17 protein-coding genes are annotated in these 18,426 nt (G+C 69.2%); 12 read left to right on the forward strand and 5 right to left on the reverse strand.

What is annotated here, in order from left to right; all coding sequences use genetic code 11:
• The first annotated feature begins 34 nt into the window (after positions 1-34).
• A complete protein-coding gene (locus tag CVV72_RS37405; protein ID WP_219149038.1) occupies positions 35-664 on the forward strand; it encodes a TetR/AcrR family transcriptional regulator in 630 nt (209 codons plus the stop codon).
• Here the strand turns inward: CVV72_RS37405 and CVV72_RS37410 are convergent.
• Complete coding sequence (locus CVV72_RS37410) at positions 661-1,206, reverse strand: DM13 domain-containing protein (protein WP_219149040.1); 546 nt, start codon at positions 1,204-1,206, stop codon at positions 661-663. The genes CVV72_RS37405 and CVV72_RS37410 overlap by 4 nt on opposite strands.
• A gap of 182 nt (positions 1,207-1,388) precedes the next feature.
• On the opposite strand from CVV72_RS37410, the gene CVV72_RS37415 reads away from it, so the two are divergent.
• The gene (locus CVV72_RS37415) at positions 1,389-2,243 is read left to right on the forward strand and encodes a bile acid:sodium symporter family protein (protein ID WP_255632385.1); all 855 of its coding nucleotides are present in this window, start codon (positions 1,389-1,391) and stop codon (positions 2,241-2,243) included.
• A gap of 14 nt (positions 2,244-2,257) precedes the next feature.
• Complete coding sequence (locus tag CVV72_RS37420) at positions 2,258-3,061, forward strand: alpha/beta fold hydrolase (RefSeq protein ID WP_219149044.1); 804 nt, start codon at positions 2,258-2,260, stop codon at positions 3,059-3,061.
• Positions 3,062-3,107: 46 nt separating this feature from the next.
• On the opposite strand, the gene CVV72_RS37425 is transcribed toward CVV72_RS37420, so the two are convergent.
• The gene (locus CVV72_RS37425; RefSeq protein WP_219149046.1) at positions 3,108-4,445 is read right to left on the reverse strand and encodes an aspartate aminotransferase family protein; all 1,338 of its coding nucleotides are present in this window, start codon (positions 4,443-4,445) and stop codon (positions 3,108-3,110) included.
• An 87-nt stretch (positions 4,446-4,532) separates the two neighbouring features.
• Between CVV72_RS37425 and CVV72_RS37430 the strand changes: the two genes are divergently transcribed.
• Positions 4,533-5,429, forward strand: coding sequence for a LysR family transcriptional regulator (locus CVV72_RS37430; RefSeq protein ID WP_219149048.1), 897 nt, complete (start codon positions 4,533-4,535; stop codon positions 5,427-5,429).
• Here the strand turns inward: CVV72_RS37430 and CVV72_RS37435 are convergent.
• Positions 5,350-6,576 carry an MFS transporter gene (locus CVV72_RS37435; RefSeq protein WP_219149049.1) on the reverse strand — a complete coding sequence of 409 codons (1,227 nt, stop codon included), beginning with the start codon at positions 6,574-6,576 and terminating at the stop codon, positions 5,350-5,352. The genes CVV72_RS37430 and CVV72_RS37435 overlap by 80 nt on opposite strands.
• A gap of 64 nt (positions 6,577-6,640) precedes the next feature.
• Between CVV72_RS37435 and CVV72_RS37440 the strand changes: the two genes are divergently transcribed.
• Complete coding sequence (locus tag CVV72_RS37440; RefSeq protein WP_219149051.1) at positions 6,641-7,012, forward strand: MerR family transcriptional regulator; 372 nt, start codon at positions 6,641-6,643, stop codon at positions 7,010-7,012.
• An 87-nt stretch (positions 7,013-7,099) separates the two neighbouring features.
• Positions 7,100-8,239 (forward strand): Gfo/Idh/MocA family protein, encoded by a 1,140-nt coding sequence (locus CVV72_RS37445; protein WP_219149052.1) that lies wholly within the window; start codon positions 7,100-7,102, stop codon positions 8,237-8,239.
• Here the strand turns inward: CVV72_RS37445 and CVV72_RS37450 are convergent.
• Both CVV72_RS37450 and CVV72_RS37455 read right to left on the reverse strand, forming a co-directional pair.
• Entirely contained in the window at positions 8,236-8,979 is a 744-nt protein-coding gene (locus tag CVV72_RS37450) for a GAF and ANTAR domain-containing protein (protein WP_219149054.1), read from the reverse strand. The two genes, CVV72_RS37445 and CVV72_RS37450, sit on opposite strands and share 4 nt — an antisense overlap.
• Before the next feature lie 59 nt (positions 8,980-9,038).
• Positions 9,039-10,922 carry a translation factor GTPase family protein gene (locus CVV72_RS37455; RefSeq protein WP_219149056.1) on the reverse strand — a complete coding sequence of 628 codons (1,884 nt, stop codon included), beginning with the start codon at positions 10,920-10,922 and terminating at the stop codon, positions 9,039-9,041.
• A 260-nt stretch (positions 10,923-11,182) separates the two neighbouring features.
• Here CVV72_RS37455 and CVV72_RS37460 point away from each other — a divergent pair, with 260 nt between their 5' ends.
• The 6 genes from CVV72_RS37460 (at position 11,183) to CVV72_RS37485 (ending at position 18,418) form a co-directional block, all read left to right on the forward strand.
• Entirely contained in the window at positions 11,183-14,758 is a 3,576-nt protein-coding gene (locus tag CVV72_RS37460) for a CARDB domain-containing protein (protein WP_219149058.1), read from the forward strand.
• A 106-nt stretch (positions 14,759-14,864) separates the two neighbouring features.
• Complete coding sequence (locus tag CVV72_RS37465) at positions 14,865-15,770, forward strand: NAD(P)/FAD-dependent oxidoreductase (RefSeq protein ID WP_219149060.1); 906 nt, start codon at positions 14,865-14,867, stop codon at positions 15,768-15,770.
• A gap of 28 nt (positions 15,771-15,798) precedes the next feature.
• Entirely contained in the window at positions 15,799-16,398 is a 600-nt protein-coding gene (locus tag CVV72_RS37470; RefSeq protein ID WP_219149062.1) for a TetR/AcrR family transcriptional regulator, read from the forward strand.
• Positions 16,388-17,269 (forward strand): crotonase/enoyl-CoA hydratase family protein, encoded by an 882-nt coding sequence (locus CVV72_RS37475; protein WP_219149064.1) that lies wholly within the window; start codon positions 16,388-16,390, stop codon positions 17,267-17,269. Before CVV72_RS37470 ends, CVV72_RS37475 begins: the two co-directional genes overlap by 11 nt.
• Positions 17,266-18,156 carry a diiron oxygenase gene (locus tag CVV72_RS37480; protein ID WP_219149065.1) on the forward strand — a complete coding sequence of 297 codons (891 nt, stop codon included), beginning with the start codon at positions 17,266-17,268 and terminating at the stop codon, positions 18,154-18,156. The genes CVV72_RS37475 and CVV72_RS37480 overlap by 4 nt, the downstream gene beginning before the upstream one ends.
• Positions 18,157-18,172: 16 nt before the next feature.
• Entirely contained in the window at positions 18,173-18,418 is a 246-nt protein-coding gene (locus tag CVV72_RS37485) for a hypothetical protein (protein WP_219149067.1), read from the forward strand.
• Positions 18,419-18,426: the final 8 nt, after the last annotated feature.

Consider the following 18,426-nt stretch of genomic DNA (forward strand, 5'->3'; position numbering starts at 1 on the left):
GGTGGCGAACCGGAAGTCATGGGAGGATCGCGGCGTGGACCCGTCTGCGGAGGAGCACCAGGTCCAGCGTGACCAGGAGATCGCACGGACACGGATTCTCGACACCGCCGCCCGCCTCGTCGGCGAGGCAGGCTTCGCCCGGCTCAAGATCGGCATGATCTGCGCCAGGACCGGTTACCCCAGCGGCGTCGTCTACCAGTTGTTCGGCTCGAAGGAGACGCTGGTCCAGCGGCTCGTCGAGTTCGCCGCGGAGAAGTTCGCCGACGTCTTCGGCGCCGCCGTCGCCACCCGGACCGGCGGGCTGGCCCCGAGCCCGATGGACATGCTGCGGGCCCTGCTGGACGTCTTCTTCGAGCTGCTCACCGACATGCCGCCGCTGAACCGGGCGTTCGTGGTGCTCTGGACGGACGCGACCGTCGGTGATCCGGCGGTGCGGTCGGCGATGACCGAGGCCGACCGCCGGTACCGGTTCGCCATCGCGCAGACCGTCGCCGCCGGGATCGCGGACGGCTCCATCACCGGCGTCCGCGACCCCGACGCGTACGCGGCGGCGCTGGTCGGGCAACTGCGGGGGATCGCCGTGGCCGCGATCATCGACCCCGGCGGCATCGATCTGCGTGCCGTCCGCGCGGAGATGGAGTACGCGGTGGACAGGCTCGCCTAAACCTTGGTCAGCGCGGCCGCGCCGAAGGAGACACTGAACCGTTCACACCAGATGGTCACGCTCGAATAGCGCGCCAGATCGGTGCCGGCGGGCAGCGTGTAGTTCTGGCTTCCCTTGTTGCCCTTGAGTTTCCCGGCGCTCACGTACGCGCCGTCGTCGAACACGAACCAGCCGCCCTTGCCGGGGATGACCGGCGCGTCGGTGAGCCAGACCCGCAGATCCGGTCCGTTGCTCGTGTCCAGGTTCTCCAGGCGCAGCACCAGTGATCCGTCGGCCGCGCGCAGGATCCGGACGTCACCACTGGTCGTGTGCTCGTGGCTGATCAAGGCGCCGGTGGCCACGACCGAGGGCTCTTTCGGGGCGGGCGTGGCACTTCCCGAAGGCTGGGCCGTCGGTTGAGCCGAGGGCTGGACGACGACGGGCGCGGCCTCCTGGACCGTTTCGTTCACCCAGAGCTTCCACGGCTGGAACCAATAGAGGCCCGCGGCGGCCGCCACCACCAGTCCGACCGCCACCACGACGAGCACCCGCTTGCGTTTCATGGGGGACATTCAAGCGTACGAACCGTCCGGATCGCCCGGTTCGGGCGATTACCGAACTCTTACAGTGCCGATCGGGCGGGGTCACGGCTGGGTTTCGGTGCCTTGACCCCGGTCACGCCGCTTGACACGATTGCCGATCTGAAAAGGGCATATCGGACGGAGGCCCCTCGATGGGTTCGGCGATGTTTTCCATCCTCCTGCCGGTAGCGCTGGCACTCGTCATGTTCGGGCTGGGCCTGACCCTGACCGTCGGCGACTTCACGCGGGTGCTGAAGTATCCGAAGGCCGCCGTCATCGCACTGGTGTGCCAGATGATCGTGCTGCCCGTGATCTGCCTCGGCCTGATCCTGGCGTTCGGTCTCGGAGGTGTGCTCGCGGTCGGCATGATGCTGCTCGTCGCCTCGCCCGGCGGGACCTCGGCGAACCTGTTCAGTCATCTCGCCGGCGGCGACGTCGCCCTCAACGTGACCCTCACGGCGATCAACTCCGTGCTGGCCGTGTTCACCCTGCCGCTGGTGGTCGGCCTGTCGATGACCGGATTCCTCGACGGCAGTGCCTCTGTCGGGCTCCAGCCCGCGAAATTCGTGCAGGTGTTCGCGATCGTGCTGATCCCGGTCGTGATCGGGATGGCGGTGCGGCACCGGTTCACCGACTGGGCGGAGCGGATGCGCAAACCGGTCAAGATCGGCTCCGCCGTCGTGCTCGTCCTGGTGATCGCGGCCGCGATCGCGCAGGAATTCCGGACGCTGGTGGACAACATCTGGACACTCGGGCCGGTGGCGCTGGCGCTTTCCGTGCTCAGCCTCGCGATCGGGTACTACGTGCCGCGACTGTTCCGGGTGGACCGCGGGCAGTCGATCGCGTCCGCCATGGAGATCGGCGTCCACAATGCCACCCTCGCGATCGCGGTGGCGATCTCCGTGCTCGGTGACAAGGCGATGGCCGTGCCGGCCGGGATCTACGGCGTGCTCATGTTCTTCCCCGCCGGGATCGCGGCGTTCCTGTTGTCCCGCAGCCGGGAGAGCGCGCCGGTCTGAGCTACTTTGGGGGAGTGTCTCGTGCCCCCATCGGTGAGTTCCTCGACGTGAACGGCGTCGCCGTCCATGTCCGGCAGGACGGTGCCGGGCCGCCGTTGGTACTGCTGCACGGGTATTGCGGGTCGGTGCACTGGTTCGACAGGCTCACCGTCGGCCTGGCCGCGCGGCATCGGGTGATCCGGGTGGATCTGCTGGGACACGGGTGCACCGGCGGTTCTTCGGGTTTCGACGCGGCGTCGCAGGCGCGGATGGTGGCCGCCGTCCTCGATTCACTGGGCGTCGAGGACGTCTTGGTCGCCGGTCACTCCTTCGGCGCGGACGTCGCGGTGGCGCTGGCCGCGATCTCCCCGCGAGTCGGTTCGCTGGTGCTGATCGGACAGGCGCCGGACTACAGCTACGCGTCCTTCCCGCCGGGCAGCGCGGTGTTGCTGCCGATGGTCGGCGCGCTCGTGCGGATGGTCGCCCATCGCCGATGGGTCCGGTTCGCTTCCCGGTTCCGCCGGACAGGCTGGTTCGACGATCCCTTGCGGGACTTGGCCGATCACGCCGTCACCGCGCCGGCGATGGCCCGGGTGGTTCTCGTGGACCGGGCGAGAGTGCTGGCCGCGCGTCCGCTGGACGAGCAGCTGGCGGATTTGGCGTTGCCGTGCCTGGTGATTCTCGGGCGACGGGACCGTTTTTACGACTGCGACAAGACTTTCGCGCGGTACTCGGCGGTCGGGGCTCGCGTGGAGATCGTGGAGGGCGCCGGGCATTCGCCGTTCTTGGAGCGGCCGGGCGAGGTCGCTCGGTTGCTTCGGGAGTTCAGCGGCTCGTGAGTGGTAAGGACGGTTCTAACCGTCCTTACCACTCACGAGGCCGTCCTCAGGACCAGCGCGCGCTGGCGTCCCCGATCGCCTGATCCAGCATCGCCAGCCCTTCCGACAGTTCGTCCTCGGTCGCGGTCAGCGGGGGAGCGATCCGGAAGACCCCGCCCATGCCCGGCAACTGCACGATGTTCATGTGGAGCCCCAGTTCGAGGCAACGCCGGGTGACCAGCGCGCCGAGTTCGTCGGAGCTGCGTTTCGTGGCCCGGTCGACGACGAGTTCCACGCCGACCAGCAGGCCCCGTCCGCGGATGTCGCCGACGACGGGATGACGCGCGGCGAGGTCGTCGAGGCCCCGGCGGAGGAAGGCGCCCAGTTCGGTGGCGCGTTCGTCGAGCCGGTCACGGGTGAGGACGTCGAGCACCGTGTTCCCGACGGCCGCCACCAGCGGGTCCGCGACGTGCGTGGTGAAGAACAGGTAGCCGCGGTCGTGCGCTTCCTGCTCGATCTCGGCGCTCGTGATCACCGCCGCGAGCGGGAGGCCGGCGCCCAGCGTCTTGGACAGCGTGAGGATGTCGGGGACGACGCCGTCGCGTTCGAAGGCGTACCAGTTCCCCGTACGGCACAAGCCCGTCTGTGCCTCGTCGAGGATCAGCAGCATCCCGCGTTCGCGGCACTTCTCCTGGAGGGCGGCGAAATAGCCCACCGGCGGCTCGATGATCCCGCCCGAGCTGAGAATCGGCTCGACGATGCACGCCGCGAGGCTGCCGACGGACTGGGCGTCGATCATCTCGAACCCGAAGTCGAGTTGCCGCTTCCAGTCCAGTTCCCCTTCCGGGGTGAGGAAATCCGGTCGATAGGCGTTCGGCGCGGGAATGGCGAAGTTGCCGGGCGCGGTCGGCCCGTAGCCCTTGCGGCCCGCGCTGTAGGTCGCGTTCGCCGCCGCTTGCGTCATCCCGTGCCACGACCGGGCGAACGACACGATCTCGTGTTTCCCGGTGACGAGTTTCGCCATCCGGATCGCGGCCTCGTTCGACTCCGCACCGGTGGTCAGCAGCAGCGCCTTTTCCAGCGGTGACGGCAAGGTCTCGGCCAGCCGTCGCGCGAGATCGACGACGGGGCGGCTCAGCATCCCGCTGAACAGGTGGTCGAGCGAGCCGATCTGCCGCCGCACGGTCTCGACGATCTCGGGATGGGAATGCCCGAGGATCGCGCTCATCTGCCCGGAGGTGAAGTCGAGGATCCGCCGCCCGGATTCGGTGAACAGGTAGCTGCCGGCGGCGTGGTCGATGATCTCGCGGGTGAAATCGCCGGCCCCGGCGTAGCGCACGAGGTGCCGGTCGGCGTCGGCCCAGAAACGGTCGGTGGTGGACAGGTCGGTGATCGGAGCAGCCATGTCCCGACGGTAAGCCGCCTCCGAGCGACACGTCCATCTCACGATTCCGGCTGTGCTGTTCGGCTGATCCGTACAACAATGGTGTCCATGCTCAACCCCTGGAGGCTCGCCCTGCTGAGCAGGCTGGACACGCTCGGCACCGTCCGCGCGGTCGCGAAAGCGGCCAACCTGAGCGCGTCGAGCGTGTCCCAGCAGCTCACGGTCCTCGAAGCCGAGACGCGGACGCGGCTGCTGGAGCGCACCGGCCGCCGCGTCCGGCTGACCCCGGCCGGGCGGATGCTGGCCCGCCGCGCGAGGGAGATCCTCGACCACATGGACACCGTCGAGGCCGAATTGCGCGGTCTTGGTGAGGGACCGGCGGGGCTCGTCCGCCTCGGGGCATTCCAGAGTTCGATCCACACCATCGCCGTTCCCGCGGTGAACCGGCTGGCCCGCTCGCATCCGCGCCTGCAGATCGAACTGCTCGAACTCGAACCGCACGTCAGCATGCCCGCGCTCCGCGTCGGTGACGCCGACGTCATCATCACCACCACGGACTTCGTCGAGCAGCCGCTGGGGCCCGACGTCGAACTAGTGCCGCTCGCGACCGATCCGATCGTGCTCGTCGTCCCGCCCGGACATCAGGCGGCCGGTCGCGGCCCCGCCGACCTCGCCGCCTACGCGAGCGAGCCCTGGGCGTTCGACGTCCCCCAGTCGTACATGGCGAACCTCGCTACCCGGCTCTGCCGCGAAGCCGGTTTCGAGCCGCGCGTGATCGCCCGGTTCAGCAACTACATGATGACCCTGCAGCACGTCGAGGCCGGGCTTTCGATCGCGCTCCTGCCCGGCCTCGCCGTCGACCGGCGCTACCGCGTCGCCACCCGTGAGCTCGCGACGCCGGTCGACCGCTCCATCACCGCGGCGATCAGGCGCGGGTCCGCGCCACGCGCCGCTGTCGACCTGGTTCTCGAGGCGATCCGGAGTCATCCGGAACTGCCGCTGTGAACCCGTGCCGCCGCGCCACCAGCACCACGGCCAGCGTCGGCACGAGCAGCACCAGGACGCTCCAGGGGAACGACTCCGCGCCGAAGCCGTCGAGGAGGACGCCACCGGCGATCCCGCCGCCCGCCATCGCCGCGTTCCACAGGGTGACCAGCATGGCCTGCGCGATGTCCGCCGCGCCGCCCTTGTCGCCCGCCTGCGCGGCGGCGGTCTGCACCAGCGTCGGAACGCCGCCCCAGCCGAGCCCCCACAGCGTCACGGCGACGTAGACGAGCGCCGGATTTTCGCCGAGCAGCGCCAAAATCGTCGCTCCGGCGGCGACGAGAAGGGTGCCCGCGACGGTCAGCGGACGCAGCCGCCGGTCGATGAAGAGCCCGACGAACCAGATGCTGACCATCGACGCCAGCCCGAACACCAGCAGGATCCGATCGACCGAGCCGCCCATCGACACGTGTTCGAGGAAGGTGGCGATGTAGGTGTAGAGGATGTTGTGGGCCAGGACGAACGTCAGCGTCACGAACAGGACCGCGGCCACGCCGGGCACGGCGAGGGTCCTGCGCACCGGGAGCCTGCCGCCCTTGTCCTGCCCGGGGAAATCGGGCACGGCCAGCGTGATCCAGCCGAGCAGGGCGAGCGCGAGCACCGACATGAGCGAGAACGTCACCTGCCAGCCGAAGTGGCCACCCAGGAAGGTGCCGGCGGGGATGCCGAGCGAGAGCGCGAGCGGGATGCCGGTCATCACGACGGCGATCGCCTTGCCCCGCACCGGTTCCGGCGCCAGCCGCCGGGCGTAACCGGCCAGCAGTGCCCAGACCACGCCCGCCGCGATCCCGGCGACGAACCGCGCGCCGAGGGTCAGGGGATAGTTCGTGGACAGCGCCGTGACCGTGTTGGCGACGGCGAAACCGGCGACTCCGGTCAGGAGCAGGCGTTTGCGGCGCCAGCCCGCGGTCGCGGCGGACAGGGGGATCGCGGTGAGCGCGGTGCCGATCGCGTACACCGTCACCAGTTGCCCGGTCGCCGCTTCGCCGACGCCGAGCCCGGCACTCATCGCGGGCAGCACCCCCGCGGGCAGGGCTTCGGTGAGGACGGTGACGAACGCCGCCGTGGTCAGCGCGAGCAAGGCGCCGAGTGGGAGTTTCGCAGTCATGCTCCGTATGCTCGAACCATCACATAGATGTGAAGGTCAAGTCGGCCGGGGTGAGGTGGCGCACATGCGGATCGGGGAGCTGGCGGAGCGGACGGGGACGTCGCGCCGTCTGCTGCGGTACTACGAGGAGCAGGGTCTCATCGTCTCGGAGCGGCTGCCCAACGGCTACCGCGACTACGCCGAGTCGTCGGTCGACCGGGTCATCCAGGTCCGCGGCCTGCTCGACGCCGGGCTGCCGACCAGGATCATCAAGCAGATCCTGCCGTGCCTGGACAAACCCCGGCAGATCTATTTCCCGGACGCGACCCCGGAGATGCTCGAAACGCTGGAGGCCGAGCGCGACCGGATGACCAGGCGGGCCGAATGCCTGCTCCGCAACCGGGACGCCATCACCGAGTACCTCGACGCCGTCCGCGCCTACGACCCGGCGTCCTGAGCCGGAAGGACTTTCCTCGCACGGTCTTGACAGTACGAGAAAGCGCTTTCAGGATGTGGGTAGGAAAGCGCTTTCAAAGGAGAACGGATGACCACGCGGAAACTCGGCGTCGTGATGAACGGCGTCACCGGGCGGATGGGCTATCGGCAGCACCTGGTGCGCTCGGTCCTGGCGATCAGGGAGGCCGGCGGGGTCGAGCTGGCCGACGGTTCGCGGGTCCAGCTGGAGCCGGTCCTGGTGGGGCGCAACGCGGACAAGCTCGAAGAGATCGCCACCCGGCACGGCCTGACCCGCTGGACCACCGACCTCGACGCCGCGCTCGGCGACGACGACCTCCCGCTGTACTTCGACGCGCAGCTGACCGCGGTCCGCGAGAAGTCGATCGTCCGTGCCATCGACGCCGGCAAGCACATCTACACCGAGAAGCCGGTGGCCGAGTCGGTCGAAGGCGCGCTCGCCCTGGCACGGCACGCCGAGGCGGCCGGGGTCAAGAACGGCGTCGTCCACGACAAGCTGTACCTGCCCGGCCTGCTCAAGCTGAAGCGCCTGATGGACAGCGGCTTCTTCGGCCAGGTGCTGTCCGTGCGCGGCGAGTTCGGCTACTGGGTGTTCGAGGGCGACTGGCAGTCGGCGCAGCGACCCAGCTGGAACTACCGCGCCGAAGACGGCGGCGGCATCGTCGTCGACATGTTCTGTCACTGGAACTACGTGCTGGAGAACCTCTTCGGCGCCGTCGACGCGGTGACCGCGAAGGCCGTCACACACATCCCGGAGCGCGTCGACGAGAAGGGCGAGCGGTACACCGCGACGGCCGACGACTCCGCGTACGCGATCTTCGAGCTCGAAGGCGGGATCATCGCCCAGCTCAACTCGTCCTGGTGCGTGCGGGTCCACCGCGACGAACTGGTCGAGTTCCAGGTCGACGGCACCAAGGGCAGCGCCGTCGCGGGCCTGCACAAATGCGTCATCCAGCCGAGGGAGGCCACGCCGAAGCCGGTGTGGAACCCCGACCTCGCCGAGACGCGGTCGTACCGTTCGCAGTGGCAGGAAGTACCGGACAACGAGGACTTCGGCAACGGTTTCCGCGCCCAGTGGGAGCAGTTCGTCCGCCACGTCGTGGAGGACGCGCCGCATCCCTACGACTTCATGGCGGGCGTGCGCGGCATCCGGCTCGCGGAAGCAGGCCTGGAGTCCTCGCGCGAGAACCGCCGGGTCTCGCTGGCCTAACGGCCGAAAACCGCTCCCGGGTCTTCCGCGATCAGCACCGAGATCTCCCGGATCTTGCGGTTCGTGTGCTGCGACGCCTCGGTGAGCCAGCGAAAGGCCTCCTCGGCGTTCAGCTCCAGACGTGCCATCACGATTCCCTTCGCGGTGGCGATGGCGTCCCTGGTCTCCAACGCGGCGACCAGGGTCTCCGCCTGCCGTTCGGCGGCGGCCCAGCGGGACGCGGTCAGGATGATCGCCGAGATCGCCGAGGTGAACATCGCGACCAGTGCCGCCTCGACCGGGTCGAAGGCGTTCTCCTGGTAGCTCCAGACGTTGAGCGCGCCGGACAGCGGCTCGGTTTCGCGCCGCCTGAAATGGGACTCGTCCGGGACGAACAACGGGCAGGCCAGCGCGGTCCGCACGCCGAGCAGGTCCGCGGTGGCGGCGAAGTCCGGCCAGCGCGCGGCCGCGTCGGCGTCCAGCCGGGTCCGGACGATCGTCCCGCTCTCGGCGGCCTTGAGGCAGGGACCTTCGTCCGCGCTGTACTGCGTCTTGTCCAAGGGAAGCAGGGACTCGTCGGTGGCGGCGACGGTGCTCGGTTCGTTGTCGGTGTACAGCGTCACCGTGGCCGCGTCCGCTCCCGGCAGCAGGCCGACCACCTTCTTCGCCACCCGTTCCAGCAGTTCGTCACGGGGCTCGTCGAGCCGCATCGACTCGGTGATCTCCCGCAACGCCGAAGCGGTGTCGCGAAACTGATCCATCGTGGCCCTTTCCCTCGGACGGCGGATTTCGCCGACCACCAAGAACGTACTCGTTCCGGCTAGCCGGGCATTGACCGATTCGGGCTAACCCGTGGCCGGTGGCCAGCCGGTTCGGTGCTCATCAGGCCTTCGCCGCGGGTGAGCCCGGGCAACCGCTGTTCGAACCGGGCGACCTCGCCCGTGGGCAGCAGACTCGTCAGCTCGGCGCGGTCGCCCCGTACCACCGAGCCGATGACGGCGCCGCCGCCCTCGACCAGCCGGGAGAGGGTCGCGGTCACCGCGTCGGCGGGCAGTTCCACCTCGATCCGGCTCACCGGTTCGAGCACCTCGGTTCGCGCCTCCAGGAGGGCCTCTGCCAGCACGAACGGGGTGATCTGGCGAAAGTCGCCCGCCGCGCTGACCGGGCTGAAGTAACCGGTGTGGGTGACGGTCACCACGCAGTCGATCACCTCCCGGCCGGACGGGCCGCTCCGCAGCGTCGCGTCGACGGTCTCCTCGATGGCCTTGTGGAAAGCGAGCGGGAGGGAGCCGAGTTCGACGTCGAGGCCGAAGGTCAGCCCGGAGCCGGGTGCGCCGGGGCCGACTCGAAGCCCGAGCGTCGCGAAGTACGGATTCCTTTTCTCCGTGATGAACCACACCGAATGCCCGGTGCCGGTCGGCCGTTCGACGCAGACCGGCCGGGTGAGGCTGAACGTGACGTCGAGGCCGTGCTGAGCGGCGAGTGTCTCCGCGATGATCTCCTTCTGCACCTCGCCGTAGAGCCGTACCGAGATCCGGCGGGTCTCGTCGTCCTGCCGGACGGTGATCAGCGGATCCTGTTCCGCCAGTTCCCGCAAGGCCGCGAACACCGCGGGCGTCTGGGCGGGCAGGGCGGGACCGACGACGGTTTCCAGTGCGGGCGGCGGAAACCGCGTAGTGGCGCCGTCGCCGTCGGGAACGCCGATGAGGTCGCCGATTTGGATCTCCTTGAGCCCGGTGACCTTGGCGATCCGGCCGGCCCGCGCGCGGCCCTCGACGGTCTCGTCGCCGAGTTCGAAGACGTGCACCGCGCTGACCTTCGCCTCCTTCGTGAGTCCTCGGCGATGGAATCGGACGTGGTCCCGCGCGCCGATCTCGCCGGAGAACACGCGGACGTAGGCGATCTTCTCGTGCGCGCGGCCGCGTTCGATCTTGAACACGGTGGCGCGCAACCGGTCGTCCGGCACCGGTTTCACCGCTCCGGCAAGGAATTCGCGGATACCGGAGGTCAGTTCGGCGATGCCCGCGCCACTGCGCGCGGAGCCGAAGAAGACGGGGGAGACGAGGCCGAGCCGGGTCTGCCGGACGACTTCGGCGCGGTAGTCCTCGGCCGTCACGGTGTCTTCGAGATACGCGGTGAGAAAGGCATCGTTGTGCTCGGCCAGCCGTTCGGCCGCCCCCGTCGACAGGGAGGACGGCCGGACCTTCGCGCTCGCCGTGCCGATGCCCTCGACTTCGGACATGGGCGCGCAGGCGACACCGAGACGCTCGGCGAGATCGGTGAGGAGGCCGTCGTACCGGGCGCCCGCCCTGTCGACCTTGTTGACGAAGATCAGCACGGGGATCCGCAGGCGGGCGAGCGCGCGCATGAGCACGCGGGTCTGCGCCTGCACTCCCTCGACGGCGGAAACGACGAGAACGACACCGTCGAGCACTCGCAGCGCACGTTCGACCTCGGCGATGAAGTCCGGGTGGCCGGGTGTGTCGATCAGGTTGACGCGCAGGTCACCGACGCGGAACGCCACGACGGCCGAGCGGATCGTGATCCCGCGACGGCGTTCCAGTTCCAGCGTGTCGGTGCGGGTGTTCCCGGCGTCGACGCGGCCGAGGGTGGCGATGGCGCCGGTGTGATGGAGCAGGCGCTCCGTCAGGCTCGTCTTACCGGCGTCGACATGGGCGAGGACGCCCAGGTTCAGGTACTCCATGGATGAACGGCTCCAGGGCTGTCGAAAGGTCCATACGGCTCGGGGACTCGACAGCTCGGCGCACGCCGTTCTCCTTCTTTCCGGGAAAGCACCTGGTCGGGCCGGGACGTTAGCAGCGTGTTTCCGGGCGGTCACGCGATTTACGGCCGGACGTTGACTTGCGGCGCTCCGTGGGCTGTAATTCTTGGACATTTCAGCGCAAGAACATGACAAGAGTCAGGAAGATTCCGCTCAGTCCCCTCCCGGAACAGAGGAATGTCATGAGAACGAAGCGCCCACTGGCGTGCGCGGTGGCGTTCGCCGCCCTGTCCCTCCTCCTCGTCCCGCCCGCCGTCGCGGTGAACGACACTCCGGCGTCAGCCGCCGCCGAAGCCGCCGACGCGAGCTACACAGCCAGCAGCCAGCTGGCCGGCTACGCCGTTTCGAACGTCGGCGACGGCGACCAGGCCACCTACTGGGAAAGCACGAACAACCAGTTCCCGCAGTGGATCCAGGCCGACCTCGGCGCGGCCACGAACATCGCCAGGCTCGTGCTCAAACTGCCCTCGGGCTGGGAAGCCCGCACCCAGACCTTCTCGGTGCAGGGCAGCGCGAACGGCACGAGTTTCAGCGACCTCGTGCCGTCGGCGGGCCACCGGTTCGACCCCGCGACCGGCAACACGGTCACCCTCGACGTCACCGGGAACACCCGGTTCGTGCGGCTGAACGTCACCGCCAACACCGGCTGGCCGGCGGCCCAGCTCTCGGAGTTCGAGGTGCGCGGTCCCGCGGGCGGGGACACGCAGGCGCCGTCCGCGCCGGGGAACCTCGCCTACACCGAGCCGTCGAGCGGCAAGATCCGGCTCACGTGGTCGGCTTCGACCGACAACACCGGAGTCACGGGCTACGACGTGTACGCGAACGGGCAGCTTCGCGGCAGTGTCGTCAACGTCGCCGGTGACGTCCTGACCTACACCGACGACCAGCCCGAGAGCGCGACGGTCGCCTATTCCGTGCGCGCCCGCGACGCGGCGGGCAACCAGTCGCCTAGCAGCGGCACGGTGACGAGGACCGGTACCCGGGCAGGGACGAATCTCGCCCTGGGCAAGCCGATCACGGCGTCTTCGGTGCAGCACTCCTACGTCGCGGCCAACGCCAACGACGACTCCACGACCACTTATTGGGAGGGCGCGGCGTACCCGAACCTGCTCACCGTCGCGCTCGGCTCGAACGCCGATCTCGACCGGATCGTCGTCAAGCTCAATCCGGATCCCGCGTGGGCGCAGCGCACGCAGACGATCGCCGTCGAAGGGCGTGACCAGGGCGCGGCCGCGTTCACCACGCTGGTGCCCGCGCACACGTACACCTTCAGCCCGGCGAGCGGCAACACCGTCACGATCCCGGCCGGTGGCCGCGCCGCCGACGTCCGCCTGCGGATCACCGCCAACTCCGGTGCCCCCGGCGGTCAGGCCGCGGAGTTCCAGGTCTTCGGTGTTCCCGCACCGAACCCGGACCTGACGGTCTCGGGTGTTTCGTGGTCGCCGCAGAAGCCGGTGGAGACCGACGCGATCACCGTGTCGGCGACCGTCCGCAACGCCGGAACGGCGGCCTCGGGTGCGACGAACGTGAACCTCTACCTGGGCACGGCGAAGGTCGGCACGGCGCCGCTCGGCGCGCTCGCGGCCGGAGCGTCCGCGACGGTGTCGGCGGATATCGGCACCAGGGAGACGGGAAGCCACCAGCTCACCGCGAAGGTCGACGAGGCCAACGCCGTCGTCGAACAGGACGAGGGCAACAACTCCTACACCGGCGCGACGGCCCTCGTCGTCAGCCCGGTGGCCAGCTCCGACCTCGTCGCGGCCACCGCCTGGTCGCCGAACAACCCGACGGCGGGTGACACCGTCACCTTCACCGCCACGGTGCGCAACCAGGGAACGGTCGCTTCGGCCGGCGGCGCGCACGGCGTCACGGTGGCGATCACCGACCAGAACGGCACCGTCGTCAAGACGCTCACCGGCTCGTACACCGGCGCGATCGCGGCCGGTGCCACCGCACCGCCGGTGAACGTCGGCACCTGGACGGCCGGGAACGGCCGGTACACGGTCAAGACCGTCGTCGAGAACGACGCCAACGAGCTGCCCGCCAAACAGGGCAACAACACCGGCACGCAAGCACTGTTCGTCGGCCGCGGCGCGAACATGCCCTACGACCTGTACGAGGCGGAAGACGGCGTGGTCGCCGGCGGCGCGTCCGTGATCGGCCCGAACCGGAAGATCGGCGATCTCGCGGGCGAGGCGTCGGGCCGCAAGGCCGTGACGCTGAACTCGACCGGCTCGTCGGTCGAATTCACCACCCGCGCGGCCACGAACACCTTGGTGACCCGGTTCTCGATGCCGGACGCCGCGGGTGGCGGCGGGCAGAACTCGACGCTGAACGTCTACGTCGATGGCACGTTCCTGAAAGCCATCGATCTGACTTCGCGCCACGCGTGGCTTTACGGTCCCGAAGCCTCTCCGCAGAACTCTCCGGGAGCCGGGCCCGCTCGCCACATCTACGACGAGGCCAGCATGCTGCTCGGCACCACCGTGCCCGCCGGGCACAAGATCAAGCTGCAGAAGGACGCCGGCAACGGCTTGAACTACGCGATCGACTTCGTGAACTTCGAGCTGGCCACCGCGGCCGCGAACCCCGATCCGGCGCGCTACGCCGTCCCGGCCGGGTTCACCCAGCAGGACGTGCAGGCCGCGCTGGACAAGGTCCGCCAGGACCCGAACCTCACCGGTGTCTTCCTGCCGTCGGGGCAGTATCCGATGACGAGCAAGGTCACCGTGTACGGCAAGCCGGTCATGGTGCTCGGCGCCGGGCCGTGGTTCACGAGGTTCACCGCGCCGAGCGGGCAGGAGAACACCGACATCGGGTTCGACGCGCAGGCGAGCGCGAGCGGTTCGACGTTCGGCGGGTTCGCCGTGTTCGGGAACTACACCTCCCGGATCGACGGCCCCGGCAAGGTCTTCAACTTCACGAACGTCACGAACATGACCATCGACGACATCTGGGTGGAGCACCAGATGTGCCTGCTCTGGGCGACCAATGTGGACAACACGACGGTGAAGAACTCGCGGATCCGCGACACGTTCGCCGACGGGGTCAACTTCACCAACGGGAGTACGGGGAACCGTGTCACGAACAACGAGGCCCGGTCCACCGGTGACGACAGTTTCGCGCTGTTCGCGGCCACGGACCTCAACGCGGGCAACCAGTACGACAACGTGTTCGAGAACCTGACCGTGCTCCTTCCGTGGCGCGCGGCCGGGCTGGCTGTGTACGGCGGGTACAGCAACACCTTCCGCAACCTCTACATCGCGGACACACTGACGTACTCGGGGATCACGATCAGCTCGCTCGACTTCGGCTACCCGTTCCTCGGGTTCGGCCCGCGGCCGACGACCGTCCAGAATGTGTCACTGGTCCGCACCGGTGGCCATTTCTGGGGACAGCAGACGTTCCCCGCGATCTGGATGTTCTCCGCCTCCAAGGAGTTCCGCGGTCTCCGGGTGTCCGATGTGGACATCCAGAGCCCGACGTACAGCGGCATCATGTTCCAGACCAAGTACACCGGGAACCGTCCGGAGAACCCGGTCGAGGACACGGTGCTGACGAACGTGTCGATCACCGGCGCGCACCGCAGCGGTGACGAGTTCGACGCCAAGTCGGGGATCGGGATCTGGGTCAACGAGCTGCCGGAACCGGGTCAGGGCCCGGCCGTCGGCTCGGCGACGTTCACCGGGCTCACCCTGAGCGACAACGCCGAGGACATCCGGAACACCACGAGCACGTTCACGATCAACCGCAACTGAGTGCGTGGCGCCCGCCGGGAGCAGGTTTCCCGGCGGGCGGCCCGGGTATGCGGGTGCTGCCCCATTCCCGAAGAGAGGTCATGCCGTGTGCGATGCCGGATATGACGTGGTGATCATCGGTGCCGGACCCGCCGGGTTGACCACCGCGCTGGTGCTCGGCCGGTCCCGGCGCAGCGCGCTGGTGGTCGACGGAGGCGCGGGCCGTAATTCGACGGCCGCGGGCGTGCACGGGCTCCTGGCCTGTGACGGGATGAACCCGGACGCGCTGCGGGCCACCGGTCGCGAGCAACTGGCGGAGTACCCGGAGGTCCGTCTGCGCGAGGGCAGAGTCCGGTCCGTCGAGGGCGATCGCGGCGAGTTCGTCGTCTCGTTCGAGGATGGGCGTTCGGTGAAGGCGCGCCGGATCGTGCTGGCCACCGGAGTGATCGAGGACCTGCCCGGGATCGCGGGGCTGGCCGAGCGCTGGGGGAAGAGCGTGCTCGGCTGCCCGTACTGCCATGCCTGGGAATTCCGGGACCGGCCCTTGGCCGTCCTGGCCACCGAGGGGCGGCAGGACGCGATGTTCGCCGCCCAGCTGACCCGATGGAGCCAGGACATCACCCTGTGCGCCAACGGTTTCCCGTTGTCCGCCGACGATGAGGCATTGCTGGGCGAACGTGCGGTCCACGTGCGCCGCGAGCCGGTGCGAAGTGTGGAGGGGCCCGAGGACGAAGTCGAACGGGTCACGTTCCGCGAAGGCGACCCGGTGGAATGTGCGGCGGTGTTCCTTCACGCCACGACACGGCAGGCCGACCCGCTGGCCGGGAAGCTGGGCTGCGTTCTCCAGGACGACAGAACCGTGAGGATCGACGACGCCGGATTCACCGGTGTGCCGGGTGTCTTCGCCGCGGGTGACCTGGCGCGGCGGGAGTCGTGCCCGCCGGGCATGACGTTCGTGGTGACCGCGGCCGCCATGGGTTTCGTGACGGCCACCGCGGTGGATCACGAACTGTTCCAGGAAGAGCTGGACTGAAGAGCGGAATCCGTGCTTCACTCCTTCCATGCCGTACCGCCGGACCCCGAAGACGCAGGCAAGACTGGACTCGCAGCGAGGCGAGATCCTGGCCGCGGCCGTCGCGCTGCTGGCCGAGACCGGGTACGCGGGCTGCTCCATGGCCGCGGTCGCCGCGCGGGCAGGCGTCGGCACAGGCAGCGTGTACCGGCAGTTCCCCTCCAAGGCCGACCTGGTCGTCGAGGTCTTCCGCGAGGTGGTCTCCCGGGAGGTGGACGCCGTCGAGGCCGCCGCGTCCCAAGGCGACGTCCGCGAACGCGTGGTCGCCGTGATCGAGACCTTCGCCGGGCGGGCGTTGAAGGCGCCGAGACTGGCGTACGCGCTGCTGGCGGAACCGGTCGACGCCGTGGTGGAGGCCGAGCGCCTGGTGTTCCGCCGCGCGTTCCGCGAGGTCATCGCCAGGAACATCGCCGACGGCGTGACAAGGGGACTGCTGCCTCCGCAGGACGCGGAAGCGACTGCCGCCGCGCTGGTCGGCGCTGGCGCGGAGATGCTGGTCGGTCCCTTGGCCGGGGACGGCGGGCCGGACACGATCCCGCACCTGGTCACGTTCACCCTTCGCGCGCTGGGAGGTTCCGATGGCGTTTGAGACGCTCACTTACCGCGTCGAAGACCGGAAGGCCTACCTGACGTTGAACCACCCCGAGCGGCTCAACGCGATCAACGACGTCATGCCACGCGAGATCCGGCAGGCCGTGGAGCTGGCGAACGAGGACGACGCGGTCCGGGTGATCGTGGTGCGCGGCGAAGGCCGGTCGTTCTGCGCCGGCTACGACCTCAAGCAGTTCGCCGAGGACGACGCCGAAGGACGCTGGAACCAGGGCCCGGTCTGGGATCCGGTCAAGGACTACCGGGTGATGAAGCGCAACACCGACGACTTCTTCAGCCTGTGGCGATCCCTGAAACCCACCATCTGCCAGGTGCAGGGCCACGCGATCGCCGGCGGCAGCGACATCGCGCTGTCCTGCGACGTGCTGATCATGGCGACCGACGCGCGGATCGGCTACCCGCCCGCGCGGGTTTGGGGCTGCCCGACGACCGCGATGTGGGTCTACCGCGTCGGCGCCCAGCGCGCGAAGCGGATGCTGCTCACCGGCGACACCATCGACGGCGCCACCGCGGCGGACTGGGGGCTCGCGCTCGACGCGGTGGAACCCGAACGGCTCGAAGCCGCCGTCGAGGAACTGGCCGACCGCATGGCGGGCGTGCCGACGAACCAGCTGGTGATGCAGAAACTGATGATCAACCAGGCCTACGACAACATGGGCCTGTCCGGCACCCAGACCCTCGCGACGCTCTTCGACGGCATCACCCGGCACACCCCCGAAGGCCGCTGGTTCCGCGAGTTCGCCGAACGTGATGGTTTCCACGAGGCAGTGGCCTACCGCGATTCCGGGCAGGTCATCCCGGACGGCGGCGGACCGCTGCCCGAGCACGAGGACCCGAGGAGGTCGTCATGACCGCGAACACCGAAAGCGAACGCGTCGCCGAACGCCTGCAGCGCTCTTCCGCGCGGCTCTCCTACGACCCGGACGTCGACGTCGACTGGCTGGCACCGCTGGTCGACGGGGCCTACGGCAAGGCGCCCGAGCGATGTTCCTTGTACGGCACGGAGTTGTGGGAACGTCTCGACGAAGAGCAGCGCGCCGAGCTGAGCCGCCAAGAGGCGGCGGCCGCGGCGGCGTCGGGAATCTGGTTCGAGCTGATCCTCATGCAGGGCCTCGTGCGCCACGTCTACAACAGCGACCCGACGACGCACAACGCCCAGTACGCGCTCACCGAGATCGCCGACGAATGCCGTCACAGCACCATGTTCGCCCGTTCGATCGCGAAGAGCGGCGGCGTGGTCCGGCGCCCGAGCCGCTCCGCGCACCGCGCGGGCAAGGTGTTCGGCGCGATCTGCGGTCCGGCACTGCTGTTCGCCGGCGCCATCTACGTCGAGGAACTCGCCGACGGCATGCAGCGCGAGATGATGCGCGACGACAGCCTGCAGCCGATGATCCGGATGATCTCGCGTATCCACGTCATCGAAGAGGCACGGCACATCAGCTTCGCCAAAGACGAACTGAGCCGGGCCTGGGCGCGCCACGGCCGCGTCGGCCGCGAGCTGATCCGCTGGGCGATCGCCGGGATGGCCTACGTCGCGACGTCGGAGTTGTTGCACCCCAAGGCATACACCTCTGTGGGCCTCGACCCCCGCGAAGCCCGCCAGGCCGCCGCCGCGAACCCGCACTGGCGCCGGACCAAGGCGGCGTGGGCCGCCAAGGCCGTCGAACACTTCACCGAGATCGGCCTCATCGGCGGCCCGAGCCGCCGGCTCTGGCGCCGCGCCGGCGTCCTCGACTGAACAAGGAAGGCACTCCATGTCCAAGCTCCTCGGCCTCGGTATCGCCGCGACCGGCCTCGCCCACTTCGCCGCGCCGGCGGCCTTCGAACCCGTGACGAAGATGGCCTTCGCCGACGACGTCCGCACCTGGACCTACCGCAACGGCGCCACCGAACTCGCCATCGGCCTGGCGATCGCGGCCGCCCCCACGCGGAAGGCCGGCTTCGCGGGACTGGCCGTCTACGCCGGCTGGCTGGGAAAGCGCGTCCTCGCCCGGCGCTGAGGTCGTCC

Source organism: Amycolatopsis sp. TNS106, from assembly GCF_019330265.1.
Lineage (GTDB): Bacteria > Actinomycetota > Actinomycetes > Mycobacteriales > Pseudonocardiaceae > Amycolatopsis > Amycolatopsis lurida.